The sequence below is a fragment of the Mesorhizobium sp. M0898 genome, from assembly GCF_040319695.1.
In the GTDB taxonomy this organism is placed as follows: Bacteria; Pseudomonadota; Alphaproteobacteria; order Rhizobiales; family Rhizobiaceae; genus Mesorhizobium.
The window spans coordinates 55,942-71,857 of the sequence record NZ_JAMYOE010000006.1 but is presented as its reverse complement, the minus strand read 5'-3'; the positions used below and the strand labels follow the sequence as shown (position 1 = coordinate 71,857).

Below are 15,916 nucleotides of genomic sequence, written 5' to 3'. Positions count from 1 at the left end.
ATGAGTTTCTAATGTGTCGGCTGTCAATTCGCCCGTAGCCTTTGCCTTACGTTCAAAATGCATGCCGCAACGGCAAGCAAAAACATGATCAGCATTCCGTTAATGCGTCGTTGGCCGGAGGAAACGATGGCTTGGTTGGAGATCGGCACACGCACATCGATCGCGCCGCGTGCATCGATTGCCAGCGCGTCGACGATGCGACCGCGCGAGTCGACAACGGCCGAAATGCCGTTATTAGCCGCGCGCAACAGGGGCACCCCATTCTCCACCGCCCGGATCTGCGCCTGCCTGAAGTGCTGGTACGGCCCCGGCGTGTCGCCGAACCAGGCGTCATTGGTGACGTTCACAATAAGCTCGGCTGACGTTGCGTCAACTGCGACCAGATCGGGAAAGATGACCTCATAGCAAATAAACGGCAGCGCCCGGATACCGCCGGGCAGCGCGATCGGATGCCGCTCATTGCCCGCCGCGAAGGTCATTGGACCGGCAACAAGCTGCTCAAGCCCGAAGCGGCCGAGCAGATCGGCGAAAGGCAGGTATTCGCCGAAGGGTACCAGGTGGACCTTGTCGACGGCATCGACGATTTCGCCCCTTTCGTCGATCGCCACCACAGAGTTGTAGTAACGGCTGCCGGCCGCCGAGCCGCCTTCTTCGCGAACGACGCCGGCGACCAGCATCTGGCCATCGCCGAGCACCTCTCCGATCGCAGGCAGGGCATCCGGACGTTCGGTGAACAGAAACGGCACGGAGGTCTCCGGCCACAGGATCAATTGCGGCCTGTCATGGCCGGGTTCCGGCGCCTTGGCCGAAAGCCCCATCATGGTGGCGAAGATGCGGTCACGCACCGAGGTATCCCATTTTTCCGTAAGGTCGACGGCAGGCTGCACGATACGGACGTCAAGGCTGCGGGCGGCCGGCTTTTCGGGGGCGGCGAGCCGGATATAGCCGAAGCCGGCATGGGCGGCGACGAGCACGACAAGCAATGCCGCGCCGAGGCGGAGATGCCGGCGCGCCGCAAGCAGCGCCGGCAGCGCAAAGACGAAGACCGCAAGCGCGTCCATGCCGACCATGCCGGTCACCGATACGCTCTGCATCAGCAAAGGCACCGGCATCGCCGCATAGCCGACGGCATTCCACGGAAAGCCGGTGAACAGGAAGCCGCGCAGCCATTCCGCCAGCGCAAAGCCGAAGGCGAGCGCGGCGATGCGGCCGATGTCGTTGCTCCACAACAGCCGGGCAACCACGGCAGCGAAACCGTAAAAGAGGGCCAGCGCGAGGGGGATGCCGACCACCGCGAACGGCAAGGCCCAGGCGAAGCTGTCGGCCTCGACCAGAAGCGCCGAGCCGACCCACCAGAGACCGGCAAGAAAGTAGCCGAAACCGAACCACCAGCCGATGGCGAAAGCCGGACGCAAGCGCCGCAGAAAACCGTCCGAGGCTTCGCCGGTCGCGCCGTCGAGTAGCCACACCAGCAGGGGAAACGAAACGAAACAGACGGCGAAGAAATCGTAAGGCGCCTGGGCAAGAACCGCCAGCGCGCCGGCAAGAAACGCCACCAGCGCGCGCCGCCAGCCCCAAAGCAGAATTATCCGGCCGGCCTGGCGCTCCATCTATGCTTCCGAGTCGTGCGAATCAGGAAGCAAGATTTATCAGGCCGCGGCCTTGGCTCCAAATAGCGCCCAGCTGGGGCTGCCGAGCATTAACTTCGGCCTCGACCTTGGCAGACCTTGCCCAGCGATGCGATGATGCTGGTCGTCACGGGAGCACAATTCACTTGAGGCGACATTCGCTGCTCAATGGCGTCTGGCCATGCTGATGGTTTCCGTCCCAAGTGCAGTCCTGCTGTTCGCGCTGGCTCGGCCTTGGAAAGGAACTCTTTCGGTGTCGGATCTTTGGACCGCATTCGCTGCAAGCCATGGTCCAGGGTTGGCTCTAACGGCCAACTAAGACGCTAACCGGTTCCACCGCTTGCCGAAACTCGACGTCTAAGCCTGCTCGGTGCGGACGGCGCGGCGGCGGCGCTCGCCCTTCAGGGTCTCGACGATGCGCACGCGCTTGACGCGGCGCGGATCGGCGTCGAGCACATGGAACTCGAAGCCGGGTATGGCCTGCACCACTTCGCCGCGCGCCGGCACCCGGCCAAGCGTGTTGAAGATCATGCCGCCGATCGTGTCGACATATTCGCCGTGCTCGCCGGCGGCGAAATCCTCGCCGATCATCTTGGCGACGTCGTCGATCTCGGCCTTGCCGTCGACGATGAAGACGCCTTCGCCGGCCTGGGTAATCATCGGCTCGTCCTCGTCATGTTCGTCCTCGATGTCGCCGACCACCATCTCGACGATATCCTCGAGCGAGACGAGACCGTCAGTGCCGCCATATTCGTCGATGACCAGCGCCATCTGGGTGCGCGTCGTCTGCATTCGCCCCATCAGGTCGGAGGCGAGCATCGACGGCGGCACGAACAGCACCGGTCGGATCAGGCTGAGATCGCCTATGGTGCGCGCCAGATCGACCTGGGCGAGATCGAGAACCGTCGCGACCGGAGTTTTCCTGGTCGTCTTGCCCTTTCTGACGCGGGCGACCTTGGTGATGTGCGCCAGCACGTCGCGGATATGAACCATGCCGCGCGGATCGTCGAGCGTCTCCGAATAGACCGGCATGCGGGAATGGCCGGACTGCTCGAACAACCCCAGAAGGTCGCCGAGCTTCGTGGTGATCTCGACCGCCTCGATGTCGGCGCGCGGCACCATGACGTCCTCGACCCGCACTTCGCGCAGGCGCAGGATGTTGTTGAGCATGGCGCGTTCGCCGGGCGAGAAGGATTCTGCATCGCTCGCCGTTTCGGCAAGCGCACCGGCAATCTCCTCGCGCAGGCTGGTGCCGTTGCGGTGCCTGAAAAGCCCGAGCACGCGATCGAACAGGGAAGGACCGGCAGGCGATGCCTCGCTGGCGAAGCTGCCGGTCGTGGTACTCGGACTCGAGCCCTCTTCCGTCGTTTCGGAAGGCTTGATCACACTGCCGGCGTCGGAGCGGGCGGCAGTCTCTGGTTTGTCGTTCATCATCGTCCGGTCAATTGGTCTTTTGTAATTACGTGTAGGGATCGGGAATGGCAAGCCTCGCAAGTGCTGCGCGCTCTGTCGCTTCCATCAGTTCCGCTTCGGCATCCGTTTCGTGATCATAGCCCAGCAAATGCAGCAGGCCATGGATGACGAGATGGGAGATATGGTCCTCGATGGGCTTGTCTTCCAGTGCCGCCTCGCGCGCGACAGTCTCGGCGGCCAGCACGATGTCGCCGAGCATCGGCGGCAGAGGCCCGCCCCTGGCAAACGGAAAAGCCGGAAAAGACAGGACGTTGGTCGGCTTGTCCTTGCCGCGCCAGCCGGCATTGAGCGTACGGATATGGGCATCGTCGGAAAAGACGATGCTGAGCTCGGAACGGCCGTCCGCACCGGTTTCGGCAAAGGCGGCCGAGACGGCACGGTCGACAAGCCGCATCAGCGCCGCCTCGTCGGGCCAGTCGCCCGCCTCGATCGCGATATCGATCTCGACGGGAAGCGGTCCCCCCGCCTTTTGCTCCTCAGCCATGCGGCCGCATAATCGTATCAGCTTTCGACACCCAAGCCCCTGGCCAGCTTGCCGTCACGGTCGTAGGCCTTGACGATCTCGGCGACCAGCGGATGCCTGACGACGTCGCCTTCATTGAAGCGTACGGTCACCATGCCGGTGACGCCGTCGAGGATTCTCAGCGCCTCGACCAGGCCGGATTTGGTGTTTGGCGGCAGATCGATCTGGGTCGGATCGCCGGTGACGATCATGCGCGAGTTCTCGCCGAGCCGGGTCAGGAACATCTTCATCTGCATCGGCGTGGTGTTCTGCGCCTCGTCGAGGATGACGGCAGCGTGCGCCAGCGTACGGCCGCGCATGAATGCCAGCGGCGCGATCTCGATGACCTCAGCAGCAATCGCCCGCTCGACCTTGTCGGCCGGCATCATGTCGTAGAGCGCGTCATAGAGCGGCCGCAGATAGGGATCGACCTTCTCCTTCATGTCACCCGGCAGAAAGCCAAGCCGTTCACCGGCCTCGACCGCAGGGCGCGACAGCACGATCCGTTCGACCATGCCACGTTCGAGCAGCATTGCCGCATGCGCCACCGCCAGATAGGTCTTTCCGGTGCCGGCCGGGCCGATGCCGAAGACGAGTTCCGACCGCTCCAGCGCGCGCATATAGGCGTCCTGGTTGAGCGAGCGGGCATAGATGGTCTTCTTGCGCGTCGATATCTGGGCGGCGGACACCTTGCCCTTGCGCTCCAGCGTCGGCAGCGTCAGCTGGTCGTCGGTGGCGATCGCCATGCGCACGGCGCCGTCGACATCGGACTGGCCGATATCGGTGCCTTTCTGCAGAATGCCGTAAAGATTGTCCAAGGCGCGGCGCGCCTGCTCGGCGGCCGAGGAAGAGCCCTTGATGGTCAATTGGTTGCCACGCGAGCGGATGTCAACGCCGAGCTTCTGCTCGAGCCTGGCCAGATTCTCGTCGAACTGGCCGTAAAGGGCGCTGGCAAGCTTGTTATTGTCGAAAGTCAGTACGATGTGCGCGATATCCGAGGCCCCGGAGGGTAGGTTCTGGGGCAGGTTCTTGACTTCAGCAGCGCTCAACCGTCTCTCCTCATCTGCCGAGGCCTTCAGGCCAATTCGGCGAACAGGCTGTTGTAGCCCGTCTTCGTGATTCGTACCTGGATAATGTCACCGATTTCGCCGGCCTTTTCATCAACAATAACCGGCTGCAGCCACGGCGAGCGGCCAACCTTCTGGCCGGCCTGGCGGCCAGGCTTTTCGATCAGCGTGTCGATAGCCCTGCCGACCAGGCTTGCGCCGAAATGCTGCTGCTGTTTCAGAAGCAGCGCCTGCAGCCGCTGCAGGCGCTCGTCCTTGACGGCCTCCGGCACGTGATCGCCCATCTCCGCGCCCGGCGTGCCGGGGCGCGGAGAATATTTGAACGAGAAGGCCGAGGCATAGTTGACGTCTTCGACCAACTGCATCGTCGCCTCGAAATCCGCTTCCGTCTCACCGGGAAAGCCGACAATAAAATCGCCGGACAGTGCGATGTCGTTCCGTGCGGCACGGATGCGGTCGATCAACGTCAGATAGTCCTTGGCCATATGCCTGCGGTTCATCGCCTTGAGTATGCGGTCGGAGCCGGATTGCACCGGTAAATGTAGATAGGGCATCAGCGTCGGCAAATCACGATGGGCGGCGATCAATTCATCGTCCATGTCGCGCGGATGGCTGGTCGTGTAGCGCAGCCGCGCCAGACCTGGAATCTCTGCCAGCCTGAACAGCAGCCGGCCAAGGCCCCATTCCTCGCCGTCTTCACCTCTTCCGTGCCAGGCGTTGACGTTCTGGCCGAGCAGCGTCACCTCGCGCACGCCGGCATCCGCCAGGCGCTCGGCCTCGGCGACGATCTGTGCGACCGGCCGCGAGACTTCCGAGCCGCGCGTATAGGGCACGACACAGAAGGTGCAGAACTTGTCGCAGCCTTCCTGAACGGTCAAGAACGCCGTCACGCCGCGCCTGATCAGTTCGGCGCGCTTCGGCTGCGGCAGATGCTCGAACTTGTCCTCGACGGCATAGTCGGTCTCGACGATCTTTTCGCCGCTCCGCGCCCTCGCCAGCACCCCGGGCAGCCGGTGGTAGGTCTGCGGACCGATGACCAGATCGACGGCCGGCGAGCGGCGGATGATCTCGGCACCCTCGGCCTGCGCCACGCAGCCGGCGACGCCGACCAGCATTTCGCGCCCGGCCTTGGCACGTTCCGCCTTCAGCTCACGGATGCGCCCAAGTTCGGAATAGACCTTTTCCGCCGCTTTCTCGCGGATGTGACAGGTGTTGAGCAGCACCAGATCGGCCTCGCCGATGGCGTCTGTCGCGGCATAGCCGTCGGCCGCCAGAGCATCGGTCATGCGCTGCGAATCGTAGACGTTCATCTGGCAGCCATAGGTCTTGACGAAGACCTTTCTGGTCGCGGCAGGCGGAACGACCAGGTTTTCGGCGGCAGCGCCGATGTCGTCGCGTTCTATCGTGTTCAATTCCATTTCGCGGCTTCTAGCGCCTTTCCCCGACAAAAAACAGACGAATCTGGCCGGTAGCTGCGCAGACTACCGGCTCGGGCGCGGTTCGGCGAGCGCCGCCTGCACCATCTCGCGCACCTGGCGTTCCATCTGCTTTGCCGTCTCCTTGCGGCTCGAGCCCCTGGAGAAAGCAATCGCCTCGCCAAAATGCACCTCGACGTCGAGGGCGCCCTCGGCCATCAGCACCTTGAGGTGCGGCATCAGCTCCTCATCGCCGATCCAGGCGGCAACCGGCCGATGCCGGCGGCCGAGCGGCACGCCATGCAGGCGCGTATAGACGATCGCCACCGGTTGGATGAAGACCTGTTCGGCCGCCCCTTCGGCAATCGCCATTGTAGCGGCGCCGAACAGCGTGCTCTTGAACGGCAGGATCATGTTGCCGTCGCCGGTCGAGCCTTCGGCGAACAGCACCATGGCGTCGCCCTTGGCCATCCGGCGGGCGATCTCGCTCGCCTGGTCGCCCGACGAGCGTTTGCGCTCACGTTCAATGAAGACGGTGCGCTGCAGCTTCGACAGCATGCCGATCAGCGGCCAGCCTGCCATATCGGCCCTGGCGATGAACGTCACGTCGACCATCGACCCCAGCACCATGATGTCGGTCCAGGAGATGTGGTTGGCAGCAATCAGCAATGGGCGCTGGCCGGACAGCGCTCCCTTGACATGGATGCGCAGCCCCAGCGCCCTGACGATCACCCTGTGCCAGATCTTCAGGATGAAGGTCTCGCGCCAGAGTCCGGTCCTCATCGACAGTATCTGCAAAGGCACAAGCACCAATGAGCCGACGACAACCAGCCCCAGGGCCAGGAAAATCCTGATTTTTCCTATCATCCGCACCACCCCGGCGTTTGGCTAGCGAAGATCGCGGCGCATGACAAGCGCGCCGGTCGGGCCGTGCTCCGGCGACTTGTAATAGTTGGCGCGCTTGCCGACCTCGCGGAAGCCGAACCGCCGGTAGAGCGCGATCGCGGCGACATTGGTCTCGTCGACCTCGAGGAAAAGTGCCTCGGCGCGCTGTGCGTGCAGTTCACGCAGCACCGCATCCATCAATTGCCAGCCGAGCCCCCGGCGCCGATGCGAGCGTGCCACCGCGACCGTCAGGATCTCCCCCTCGCCGGCCGCCAGCCGAGCCAGCACGAAGCCGACCGGCGGCTTGGCACCCTGTCCGGTCTCGCGCGCGGCATAGCCGAACACCGTGTCCTGCTCGAGCAGCGCGGCGAATTCGTCGTCGGTCCACGGCCGCGCGAAATCCTCGCGATGCAGCACCGACATGGCCGCACTGTCGGCAACCGTCAGCGGCTCGATCGCATAGTCCCTGCGACGCGGCTGGAGGAATGGAATGCGCATCAGTTTTTTTGCCTAGATAGAATAAAGCCGGCCTGCGGCTTGGCGTCGGCGCCGCGCAGATAGAGCGGTTTCGGCTTTTCGCCCTCGCCCTTTTTACCGGCACGTTGGGCGGCGGCCAGCCGGGCATAGACGGCGATGTCGGCGGTGGCCGCCGTCCCGCCGAGATCGAAGCTGCGCCCGGCCGCCGCGGCAATTTGGGTTGCCGCCGTGCCGGCGAGAACCGCAGATCTGTCGACCGCCATGGCTGCTGCTTGCGAGAGCGCGGTCACGGCCGGACCAAAGATCAGAACCGACCTCTCATCGTAAAGTGCCGCATGGATCTCCTCGCGACCTGCATCGAGCGCGGCGAGCACGGCGCGACCGGGAAATGCCGCTCTCGCTTGCGCCGCCAGGGCCTCCAGAGTCGTCACGCCGATCGCCGGGATTTTCAGCGCCAGCGCAAGGCCGCGCGCCGCCGAGACGCCGACGCGCAGACCGGTGAAGGAGCCCGGACCCGTCGAAACGGCAATGGCGCCGAGGCCGGAATAGTCGGTTCTGCTGGTCCCCAACGCCTTTTCGATGACACCCATCAGATGCTCGGCATGACCCTTACCGAGATCGAGCACCGAACGGCCGAGTTCTTTCCCGGCCGCCGCGTCGTAGACGCAGGCGGCGCAGAGATTGGCGGCACAGTCGATGGCAAGCAATTTCATGAAGCGGCCGGTTGAGACAGTTTCGAAAACAGCTTCCCTCTGCCCGCCAGGGCTGATCCCCGCAAGGGAATAATGGATAAATCGTCAGGCGACTTGGCTTCGGCGCGGGTCCAAGAATGTAAGTTCCAACGCACGCAATCGCCACAATAGGTATCGGGACTAGCCGACCTGCTCGATACGCAGCACGTGATTGTCCCAGACATAGTCAGGCTCGGAATGTATCGAGCCACCGGACTCGACGATATCGCCGGCGCCGGTCGTCGCCATGAAGCTTTCCCCATCGGCTGCAACGCCGCAAACCTCGACCAGCGCCTTGGTGGCGACGATGCGGCCGCTGGCCGCGTCGATCACGGCAAGTGAATTGCCCTCAGGCGAAGACACCGCGATGGTGCCGGCAGCAGGGTTGGCGGCGACCGAGCCGATATAGTTCCTGAAGGCGGAGAGCACGTCCTGCGACATGTCGAGTAATTTCAGGTCCATGCCGCGCGCCGCGCGGCCGAGCAGTGGCGGACGATCGGTACCCGGCCCCCTGTATTGACAGCCGAACCAGACGGTGCCGGAGCGGTCGGCATCCATATGGCGGATCGACAGTTGGTGCAGCGCCGGCGGTAATTCGTGCTTTTCGGTGAGATCGCCGGTAAGGCGGTCGACCAGAACATAGGAAGGCTTCATCGTTGCGATATTGAGCTCGGCGCGGCCATAATCCGGATGCGTTTCGATGCCGCCATTGGCGACAGCGATTGTCCTGCCGTCGGAGAGAAGCAGAAGTTCGTGCGGGCCCACGCCGTAGGTCGGGAACTCGCCGATGCGCTTGAATTTCGCATGCGCGTCATAGACGCCGACGACGCCGGCGGCATTGTCGAAATCGTTCTCGGTTGCGTAGAGCAGCGTGCCATCGGCCGAGAACACACCATGGCCGAAGAAATGCCGGCCGGCAACGCTGGCAATGGTGTGGGGTTTATCGCGGCCGGTATGGTCGAAGACGACAGCAAAGGTGCCCGGCTGCCTGGCAAACACCACCGAACGCTTGGACACCGGGTCGAAGGTAACGTCGTGGCCCCGATCGGGCAGATCGATCGTGTGCAACAACTTGCCGGCCTCGGACAGGACGGCCGCGCCATAGCTGCCGTCGCGCTTGACGAAAGCGGTGGCGAAGACCGCGTCGGCGTCGATTGTCTTTGCCCAGGCCGACGGCGCCATCGCCGCTACGAAACCAGCGCCTGCGGCCCTCAGGAAATCGCGCCGATCGATCAGCGGCGTCCTCATGATCAGTCACCATCCAATGACGAGAACCCGGCGGTCAGGCCGAATTCGGCGGTCAGCCTGGTGCCGATCAGGGTCGTCAGGCTGGATGTCACCAGCGAGAAATAGTCGAGCTTCTGGCGCAGCGCCGGATCGGCAAGTGCCTTGTCGATCGGTCCCCTGATCGCCTTGGCCGCCTCGATCCCGTTGGTGAGCTGGATGTGGACCGATTCTGCCATCCAGCGCGCATCGGGCGGCAGCGCGTCGCCAAGCTGCGAGGCCTGGAACAGCGTGTCCATGCCCGCCAGATTCCCGGTCAGCGAGCGGGCGGTGTTTTGCGAGCGCCAATAGATCGCCTGTTTCGGTTTGTCGGCCTCCGGCTTGGCGCCCAGGAAGCCTTTCAGGCGTACGTCGCGGACCATTTCCAGCTCGTTGATGAAGACGCCGACCAGTTCGGTCACCGCTTCGGTGCCGTCGTGGTAGAGCGCGTTCTGCGGACCCGGATTGGCCCAGAGCGCGGCAAAGCCGTTGGGCTCGTTCCAGGCATCGCCAACCTCGCCGGCAATCGTCTCGACATTGCCGGCAATGGCCGCACCGTAGGCGCAGCGATAGGCGTCGTCCCTGCCGACCAATTGACCGGCTCCGTCGCCGTAGAGGACGAATTCCAGTGCGCCGAGCCCTTGCATGGCGACGCTCTTTGTAGCCAGCTGGGCCGGATCGGCGGCTGTCGGATCCTTGCCGGCAAGTGCTGCCTGCACCTGCTTCAGGCCGATGCTCTTGCGATTCGGCCAAAACAGCATGCGCTCAAGCCGGTTGTTTTCCGCGATCGGCCCGAAACGGATGATTTCCACCACCGACCAGGCATCCACGACGCCTGAGAATTCGGCGCGTGCCGCATCGAGATTGTCTCGCGAGGGCGCTTGGCAAAGCGCGTGCATGGTCTTGGCCAAGCTGTCCGCATGGTCATGCAATCTGGCATAGGCCGGGCGGACGAAGCCGTCGATCGCCCGCTGGATCACATCCGAAGCCTTCACCGTCGCGGATGCCGGCAGCGCACCGGCGAGGACCAGCATCAGAGCGAATGCAAGACGCTTCCGCATCAGAGCGACTCCAGAAACTTGATCAGCGCGGCGCGGTCGGCCGCATCGGCAGCGGCAAAGCGGTCACGCGCCTTCTGACCCTCGCCGCCATGCCACAGAATCGCCTCGGCCAGGCTTCGTGCGCGCCCGTCATGCAGGAAGAAGGTGTTGCCGCTGACGGTCTGGGTGAGCCCGATGCCCCACAGTGGCGGCGTGCGCCATTCGCTTCCCGTGGCCTCGCCCACCGCCTGTCCGTCGGCAAGACCGGGTCCCATTTCATGTAGCAGGAAATCGGAATAGGGCCAGATCAGCTGGAAGGCCTGCGCCTTGTTCGGGGTGTCGCGACGGGTGACGAATTTCGGCGTATGGCAGGAGATGCAGCCCATATCGTAGAATAGTTTTTTGCCGGCGAGCACGTCCGGTCTGTCGAGATCGCGCCGGGCCGGCACGGCAAGGTTTTGCGAATAGAAGGTCACGAGGTCCATGACCGGCGGCGGCGCTTCGACCGGACCGAGGCGCTCCTGTACACCGTTAGGTAGGCCAAGGCAGGTCTTTTCCGCGGCGCTGCAATCGCCCCAGTGCTTCGGCACTTCGGGCGTCGAAATGCCAATATCGCCGGCAAAAGCGTCCGCCGATTGCTGGCGGATCGATGCCGCCTGCGCCTTCCAGCCGAAACGGCCGAGCGTCAGTTCACCGCTGCTGGCGTCGCGTATTATGTTTGGCCTGCCGGAAATCCCGTCACCATCGCGGTCGGCCGCATCGGCACGCGTAAGGATGTCGGCGGGAGCGATCTGCTCGACCAGGCCAAGGCCGATCATCGGCGGTGTCATGCGCGGCGACAGCGTGGTGTGCGGATCGAGCGGCCCGTAGGCGAGACCCTCGACCGAATAGCTCGGCTTACGCAGCGACACGACGCTGCCGTCCGCCAGTTTTACTTTTTGCTCCTGATAATCGACATGCATCCTGCCTTCGCCCTGCAGGCCGGGAACGGCTAGCTCCTGAAGTTGTGTGCCATAGACCGGGTCGGGAAAGTTGAGCACCTTGTGATCGGCGAGCGCGGCTTTCTCCTCCTCGGTACTGGCTTCCCTTGCCAGGCGCAGGAACATCGAGGTGGTGCCGCTGTCGCCTTGGGGCGGATGGCCGCGACCGTCCTTCAGATGACAGTTCTGGCAGGCGCGCTCGTTGAACAACGGACCGAGCCCATCCGAGGCTTGTGTCGAGGATGGCGAGGACACCCAGTTCTTGCGGAAAATGGCGTTGCCGAGCTTGAAGGTGCCCTCTTCCTCGAAGCTGATGTTGGCGGAGGATTGCGAGAAGGCGTCCTTGTTGACGTCCTTCTTCGAGGTGCCGGCGCCGCCCTGCATCAGCTCGAATTGCTCGGGCTTGGAGAAATCGCTGGTCGGCCTGGTGATGGCGATGACGCGCGCCAGATCCTTCGGCGTCAGATCCGTGCGGCTGGTGGCAAGCCCCGCCGGTTGCGGCGCCCCGGCCAGCGCCGAGGCTGTGAGCGTCGCCACCACGGCAAGAAAGGCGCCGCGAAGGATACCGTATCGCGGCTTCTTCTGAGGCGGCAGGCCACAATGCTCGGCCGGCCGCAAGCGGCGCATGAAATCTAGGGGGCGCCGCATTCCGGCATATCCTTATTCCGCCTCGTCGGCCGACGCTGCGTTGAGTTGACCGTACTTTTCTTCGCCGATCGAGGCGAGCAGGTCGAGTTGCGTCTCGAGAAAGTCGATGTGACCTTCCTCGTCAGCCAGCAATTCCTCGAACAGCTTCATCGTCACGTAGTCGCCTGCTTCGTTACAAACCTCGCGCGAACGCTTGTAGGCGGTGCGCGCGTCATATTCGCCGGCAAGATCGGATTCGAGCACTTCCTTGACATTCTGCCCGATGCGCAGCGGCGCCACGGACTGCAGGTTCGGATGGCCCTCGAGGAAGATGATGCGCGCCACGAGCCGGTCGGCATGGTGCATTTCCTCGATCGATTCAGCGCGTTCCTTCTTCGCTAGCTTGGCATATCCCCAGTCTTCCAGCAGCCGGAAATGCACCCAGTATTGATTGACCGCCCCAAGTTCCAGAAACAGAGCCTCGTTAAGCCGCTCTATGATCTGCTGTTCGCCTTTCATGGGTTCTGCTCCCGTATTGGACGCGCAGGCCTCTGACGCGATCCAGGTGTGAAACGATGTCCACGCCACTCGCCGCCGAGCGGGCATGGTAATTTTCGGTGACCCGAATGATCGTTTCGACCACATTTGGGAAGCAGCCGCAACAGCGACCGCGCTTGTGCATGGCGTGATAGACCTTCGCCGGCACGATCAGCTGCCAGGGGTCCTCATCCAGCAGTCCGACGATCGTCTGCTCTATCTCCTTTTCGGTGATGATGTTGCAATGGCAGATCAGCATTTTTCGCTCTGGCTAACGGCGCTTCGCTGCGTCGCGTGGCTGGTGGTTTCGATAGTCTATTGGAACACCTTGTCCGGTGAATCGAGGCTGTCCGAGCCCTCGAAGGCTATCGCATTGAGCTTCAGGGTACCGACGGCGCGTTCGATCGACTTGGTCTGATCGACCAGCGCGTCGATCGCCGCCTGCACAGTGGCATTGCCTTCCGTGTTGCCTTCTCCGATCTGCTGGTCATAGGCCTCGCCGGCAAGCGCCCGCGCCTTGACGGCCTCCATCTTGGCGACGGTGACGTCCAGTTTGTCCGACAATTCCTTGGCAACCGCCGGGTCGGCCGCCTTGACCATGTCGGCCACCGACGGCCCCTCGACGACAGTGCCGTCGAGCCGCTTGTAGCTGCCGTGATAGGCGGCACGGATGCCGATCGCATCGTAAAGATGGGAGTTGTAGGTATTGTCGGAGAAGCAATCGTGCTCCTCTTCCGGGTCGTGCAACAAGAGGCCGAGCTTCATCCGCTCTCCGGCGAGCTCGCCATAGGACAGCGAGCCCATGCCGGTGAAGATGGTCGAAATGGCGGCGTTCGGCTCGCCATCGACAAGGGTCTTGCGGGCGCCGCCGCCTTCCTTCCAGTCGTCGACCATATCCTTTAGATCGGAAACCAGAAGGTCGCTCGCCGATTTCAGATACTGTCCGCGACGGTCGCAATTGCCGCCGGTGCAATTGGCGAGGTCGTAATCGGTGTAGGGCCGTTCGCCGGCGCCCGGACCGGTGCCGTGCAGGTCCTGACCCCAAAGCAGGAATTCGATCGCGTGATAGCCGGTCGCCACATTGGCCTCGATACCGCCGGCCTCCTGCAGGGTGCCGGAGAGGAACTCCGGCGTCAGGTCGGTGGCGTCGACCTTCTTGCCGTTGATCTCGATCGACTTGTTGGCGATCACATTGGCGGTGTAGAGCGCGTTGGCGTCCGACTCGGTGCCGTAGCTCTTGGCGACATAGTCGATCAAGCCTTCGTCGAGCGGCCAGGAGTTCACCTTGCCTTCCCAGTCGTCGACGATGGCATTGCCGAAGCGATAGACCTCGGTCTGCTGATAGGGAACGCGCGATGCCTTCCAGGCCTCGCGGGCGGCGTTCAGCGTTTCGGCAGATGGCTTGGCGAGCAGCGCATCGACAGCCTTGTCGAGCGCCTCGGCCGTGATCAGCGAATCCTCGTATTTGGCGAGCGCAATGTCGGAATAGGTCTTGATGACCGCCTTGGCATCGGTTTGCGCGTTGGCCGGCAGCACGAACACGGCCGCCGTCAGCATTGCGGTGGCGCCGATCGCCGCAAGCCTGCCGCCATACCGCGCGGTCATCATCGTTCTCATGATTGTCTCTCCTCGGGAATCAATGAAATGCCGGCGCCACGGCGGGCAGCTGCCAGCGGGCAAAGAAGGGTCGCGCCATCGCGCGGTTCGCGGAAGAAAGACACCGAAATGCCTCCAATCGAAAGGGTTCAAGGCCCAGACATCAAAGGGGTGCGCTGACGCGCGAGCTTCCATAAAACGGCGAAGACGCCGGATGTCAACTGGTGGCATAGAAAAAATTCAATTGAAACAACAGTTTAGAATTATTCTAAACTAGAACTGTCAACTTTAACACCGACGTATGAGGAATGCCGGCGCATGACGCAGTTGACAGGCGGCCGTTCCGGGTGCGACCCGGATCGGCGCTCTTGCGGCGGCGCCGGACAATCGCCACCTGGCGAGACGTCCTAGATTTGGATGAGGAATCGGGCTGTTATGAAAAACGGGGTCGTCATTGTCGGTGCGGGTCATGCGGGCGTGCAAGCGGCCGCCAGCCTGCGCGAAGAAGGCTATGACGGCCCGGTGATCCTGGTCGGCGACGAAAACGAATTGCCCTACCACAAGCCGCCGCTGTCGAAGACCTTCATCAAGGATCAGCAAGCAAAGCCGCAGCCGTTGCGCGGCGAGGCTTTTTATACCGGCAGCGCCATCGACTTCCGGCCAGGCATCCGGGTCGAGCGGATCGACGTAGGCGGCCGCAGGCTGGAGATATCGGGCGGCGGTGTGTTGCCGTTTGACCGGCTGATCCTCGCCACCGGCGCGCGGCCGCGCCTGCTGCCGCTGCCGGGTTCGGAGCTTTCCGGCGTTGTGTCGCTGCGCTCGCTCGGCGATGCCCGCCTGATCCGCGAATTGAGCGCGCAAAGCGAGGAGGTCGTCATCCTCGGCGGCGGCTTCATCGGCCTGGAGATTGCCGCGACGCTCACCGCGGCAGGCCGCAAGGTTACGGTGGTCGAGGCGGTCGACCGGCTGCTCGGCCGCGCCGTGGCACCGGTCATCGCCGGCCATGTGCGCCAGCGGCTGGAGGCCACCGGTGTGCGCATCCTTACCGGCACCACCATCGAACGGCTGGAGGACGAGAACGGCCGTGTTTCGGCTGCAATCACCTCATCCGGCGAGACATTGCCGGCGCAGATGGTCGTCATCGGTATCGGGGTCGTGCCGAATGTCGAACTGGCCGAAGCCGCCGGCATTGCCATCGCCAACGGCATCCGCGTCGACCAGCAGATGCGCACGTCGGTGCCGGAAATCCTCGCCATCGGCGACGCGGCGTCTTACCGGCACTGGTTCACCGGCGGCGACGTGCGGCTGGAATCGGTACAGAACGCCACTGACCAGGCGCGGCTCGCCGCACGCACCATCGCCGGCCACACCGACAATTACTCGGCGGTGCCGTGGTTCTGGTCCGATATCGGCGACATGAAGCTGCAGATGGTCGGCCTGATTGCGGGTGGCGACAGCCATGTCGTGCTGGGCGACGTGGCCGAGAACAAATTCTCCATCTACCACTATGCCGGAAGCCGGCTGCTCGGCATCGAATCGGTCAACCGGCCGGGCGACCACATGCTTGGCCGCAAGATGCTCGGCGCCGGCTTTTCGCCGTCGCCGCAGATTGTCGCGACCGGGCCCGACGGGCTGAAGGCGGCGCTCGCCGCCTTCCAGGAAGGAGAGCCTGTCCGCGCTGCAGAATAATCGTAT

The 15,916-nt window shown here is 63.5% G+C and carries 15 protein-coding genes; 1 reads left to right on the top strand and 14 read right to left on the bottom strand.

The features are described from left to right. Positions 1-23: 23 nt before the first annotated feature. From lnt to NKH90_RS10075, 14 genes are all read right to left on the bottom strand, one after another. On the bottom strand, positions 24-1,610 hold the full coding sequence (gene lnt / locus NKH90_RS10140) for an apolipoprotein N-acyltransferase (protein ID WP_352819224.1): 1,587 nt from the start codon (positions 1,608-1,610) through the stop codon (positions 24-26). Between the two features lie 375 nt (positions 1,611-1,985). Then, positions 1,986-3,059: a hemolysin family protein gene (locus NKH90_RS10135; RefSeq protein WP_352819222.1), complete on the bottom strand. Its 1,074-nt coding sequence runs from the start codon at positions 3,057-3,059 to the stop codon at positions 1,986-1,988. Between the two features lie 28 nt (positions 3,060-3,087). After that, positions 3,088-3,585 carry an rRNA maturation RNase YbeY gene (ybeY, locus tag NKH90_RS10130; protein WP_352470060.1) on the bottom strand — a complete coding sequence of 166 codons (498 nt, stop codon included), beginning with the start codon at positions 3,583-3,585 and terminating at the stop codon, positions 3,088-3,090. Positions 3,586-3,602: 17 nt separating this feature from the next. Beyond that, positions 3,603-4,652 (bottom strand): PhoH family protein, encoded by a 1,050-nt coding sequence (locus tag NKH90_RS10125; protein ID WP_352541253.1) that lies wholly within the window; start codon positions 4,650-4,652, stop codon positions 3,603-3,605. 26 nt (positions 4,653-4,678) lie between these two features. Next, complete coding sequence (gene miaB, locus NKH90_RS10120; RefSeq protein ID WP_352819220.1) at positions 4,679-6,088, bottom strand: tRNA (N6-isopentenyl adenosine(37)-C2)-methylthiotransferase MiaB; 1,410 nt, start codon at positions 6,086-6,088, stop codon at positions 4,679-4,681. A 63-nt stretch (positions 6,089-6,151) separates the two neighbouring features. After that, on the bottom strand, positions 6,152-6,952 hold the full coding sequence (gene olsA / locus NKH90_RS10115; RefSeq protein ID WP_352819218.1) for a lyso-ornithine lipid O-acyltransferase: 801 nt from the start codon (positions 6,950-6,952) through the stop codon (positions 6,152-6,154). A gap of 21 nt (positions 6,953-6,973) precedes the next feature. Continuing rightward, positions 6,974-7,468 (bottom strand): ribosomal protein S18-alanine N-acetyltransferase, encoded by a 495-nt coding sequence (rimI, locus tag NKH90_RS10110; protein WP_352470057.1) that lies wholly within the window; start codon positions 7,466-7,468, stop codon positions 6,974-6,976. Then, a complete protein-coding gene (gene tsaB, locus NKH90_RS10105) occupies positions 7,468-8,160 on the bottom strand; it encodes a tRNA (adenosine(37)-N6)-threonylcarbamoyltransferase complex dimerization subunit type 1 TsaB (protein ID WP_352470056.1) in 693 nt (230 codons plus the stop codon). Before tsaB ends, rimI begins: the two co-directional genes overlap by 1 nt. 159 nt (positions 8,161-8,319) lie before the next feature. Then, on the bottom strand, positions 8,320-9,426 hold the full coding sequence (locus tag NKH90_RS10100; protein ID WP_352767055.1) for a DUF1513 domain-containing protein: 1,107 nt from the start codon (positions 9,424-9,426) through the stop codon (positions 8,320-8,322). A gap of 2 nt (positions 9,427-9,428) precedes the next feature. After that, positions 9,429-10,502 carry an imelysin family protein gene (locus tag NKH90_RS10095; protein WP_352819215.1) on the bottom strand — a complete coding sequence of 358 codons (1,074 nt, stop codon included), beginning with the start codon at positions 10,500-10,502 and terminating at the stop codon, positions 9,429-9,431. Then, positions 10,502-12,109, bottom strand: coding sequence for a di-heme oxidoreductase family protein (locus NKH90_RS10090; protein ID WP_352470052.1), 1,608 nt, complete (start codon positions 12,107-12,109; stop codon positions 10,502-10,504). Before NKH90_RS10090 ends, NKH90_RS10095 begins: the two co-directional genes overlap by 1 nt. Before the next feature lie 12 nt (positions 12,110-12,121). Beyond that, positions 12,122-12,607 carry a bacterioferritin gene (gene bfr, locus NKH90_RS10085; RefSeq protein WP_023676883.1) on the bottom strand — a complete coding sequence of 162 codons (486 nt, stop codon included), beginning with the start codon at positions 12,605-12,607 and terminating at the stop codon, positions 12,122-12,124. Further along, positions 12,573-12,884 (bottom strand): (2Fe-2S)-binding protein, encoded by a 312-nt coding sequence (locus NKH90_RS10080; RefSeq protein WP_023676882.1) that lies wholly within the window; start codon positions 12,882-12,884, stop codon positions 12,573-12,575. The genes bfr and NKH90_RS10080 overlap by 35 nt, the downstream gene beginning before the upstream one ends. A 56-nt stretch (positions 12,885-12,940) precedes the next feature. Next, entirely contained in the window at positions 12,941-14,230 is a 1,290-nt protein-coding gene (locus NKH90_RS10075; protein ID WP_352819329.1) for an imelysin family protein, read from the bottom strand. A 426-nt stretch (positions 14,231-14,656) separates the two neighbouring features. Between NKH90_RS10075 and NKH90_RS10070 the strand changes: the two genes are divergently transcribed. Continuing rightward, positions 14,657-15,910: an NAD(P)/FAD-dependent oxidoreductase gene (locus NKH90_RS10070; protein ID WP_352770755.1), complete on the top strand. Its 1,254-nt coding sequence runs from the start codon at positions 14,657-14,659 to the stop codon at positions 15,908-15,910. Positions 15,911-15,916 lie beyond the last annotated feature (6 nt).

Bases quoted from the DNA above. Each gene is read 5' to 3' on its own strand.
- lnt (WP_352819224.1), bottom strand. From the start codon at position 1,610: ATGGAGCGCCAGGCCGGCCGGATAATTCTGCTTTGGGGCTGGCGGCGC.
- NKH90_RS10135 (WP_352819222.1), bottom strand. From the start codon at position 3,059: ATGAACGACAAACCAGAGACTGCCGCCCGCTCCGACGCCGGCAGTGTG.
- ybeY (WP_352470060.1), bottom strand. From the start codon at position 3,585: ATGGCTGAGGAGCAAAAGGCGGGGGGACCGCTTCCCGTCGAGATCGAT.
- miaB (WP_352819220.1), bottom strand. From the start codon at position 6,088: ATGGAATTGAACACGATAGAACGCGACGACATCGGCGCTGCCGCCGAA.
- olsA (WP_352819218.1), bottom strand. From the start codon at position 6,952: ATGATAGGAAAAATCAGGATTTTCCTGGCCCTGGGGCTGGTTGTCGTC.
- rimI (WP_352470057.1), bottom strand. From the start codon at position 7,468: ATGCGCATTCCATTCCTCCAGCCGCGTCGCAGGGACTATGCGATCGAG.
- tsaB (WP_352470056.1), bottom strand. From the start codon at position 8,160: ATGAAATTGCTTGCCATCGACTGTGCCGCCAATCTCTGCGCCGCCTGC.
- NKH90_RS10100 (WP_352767055.1), bottom strand. From the start codon at position 9,426: ATGAGGACGCCGCTGATCGATCGGCGCGATTTCCTGAGGGCCGCAGGC.
- NKH90_RS10095 (WP_352819215.1), bottom strand. From the start codon at position 10,502: ATGCGGAAGCGTCTTGCATTCGCTCTGATGCTGGTCCTCGCCGGTGCG.
- NKH90_RS10090 (WP_352470052.1), bottom strand. From the start codon at position 12,109: ATGCGGCGCCCCCTAGATTTCATGCGCCGCTTGCGGCCGGCCGAGCAT.
- bfr (WP_023676883.1), bottom strand. From the start codon at position 12,607: ATGAAAGGCGAACAGCAGATCATAGAGCGGCTTAACGAGGCTCTGTTT.
- NKH90_RS10080 (WP_023676882.1), bottom strand. From the start codon at position 12,884: ATGCTGATCTGCCATTGCAACATCATCACCGAAAAGGAGATAGAGCAG.
- NKH90_RS10075 (WP_352819329.1), bottom strand. From the start codon at position 14,230: ATGACCGCGCGGTATGGCGGCAGGCTTGCGGCGATCGGCGCCACCGCA.
- NKH90_RS10070 (WP_352770755.1), top strand. From the start codon at position 14,657: ATGAAAAACGGGGTCGTCATTGTCGGTGCGGGTCATGCGGGCGTGCAA.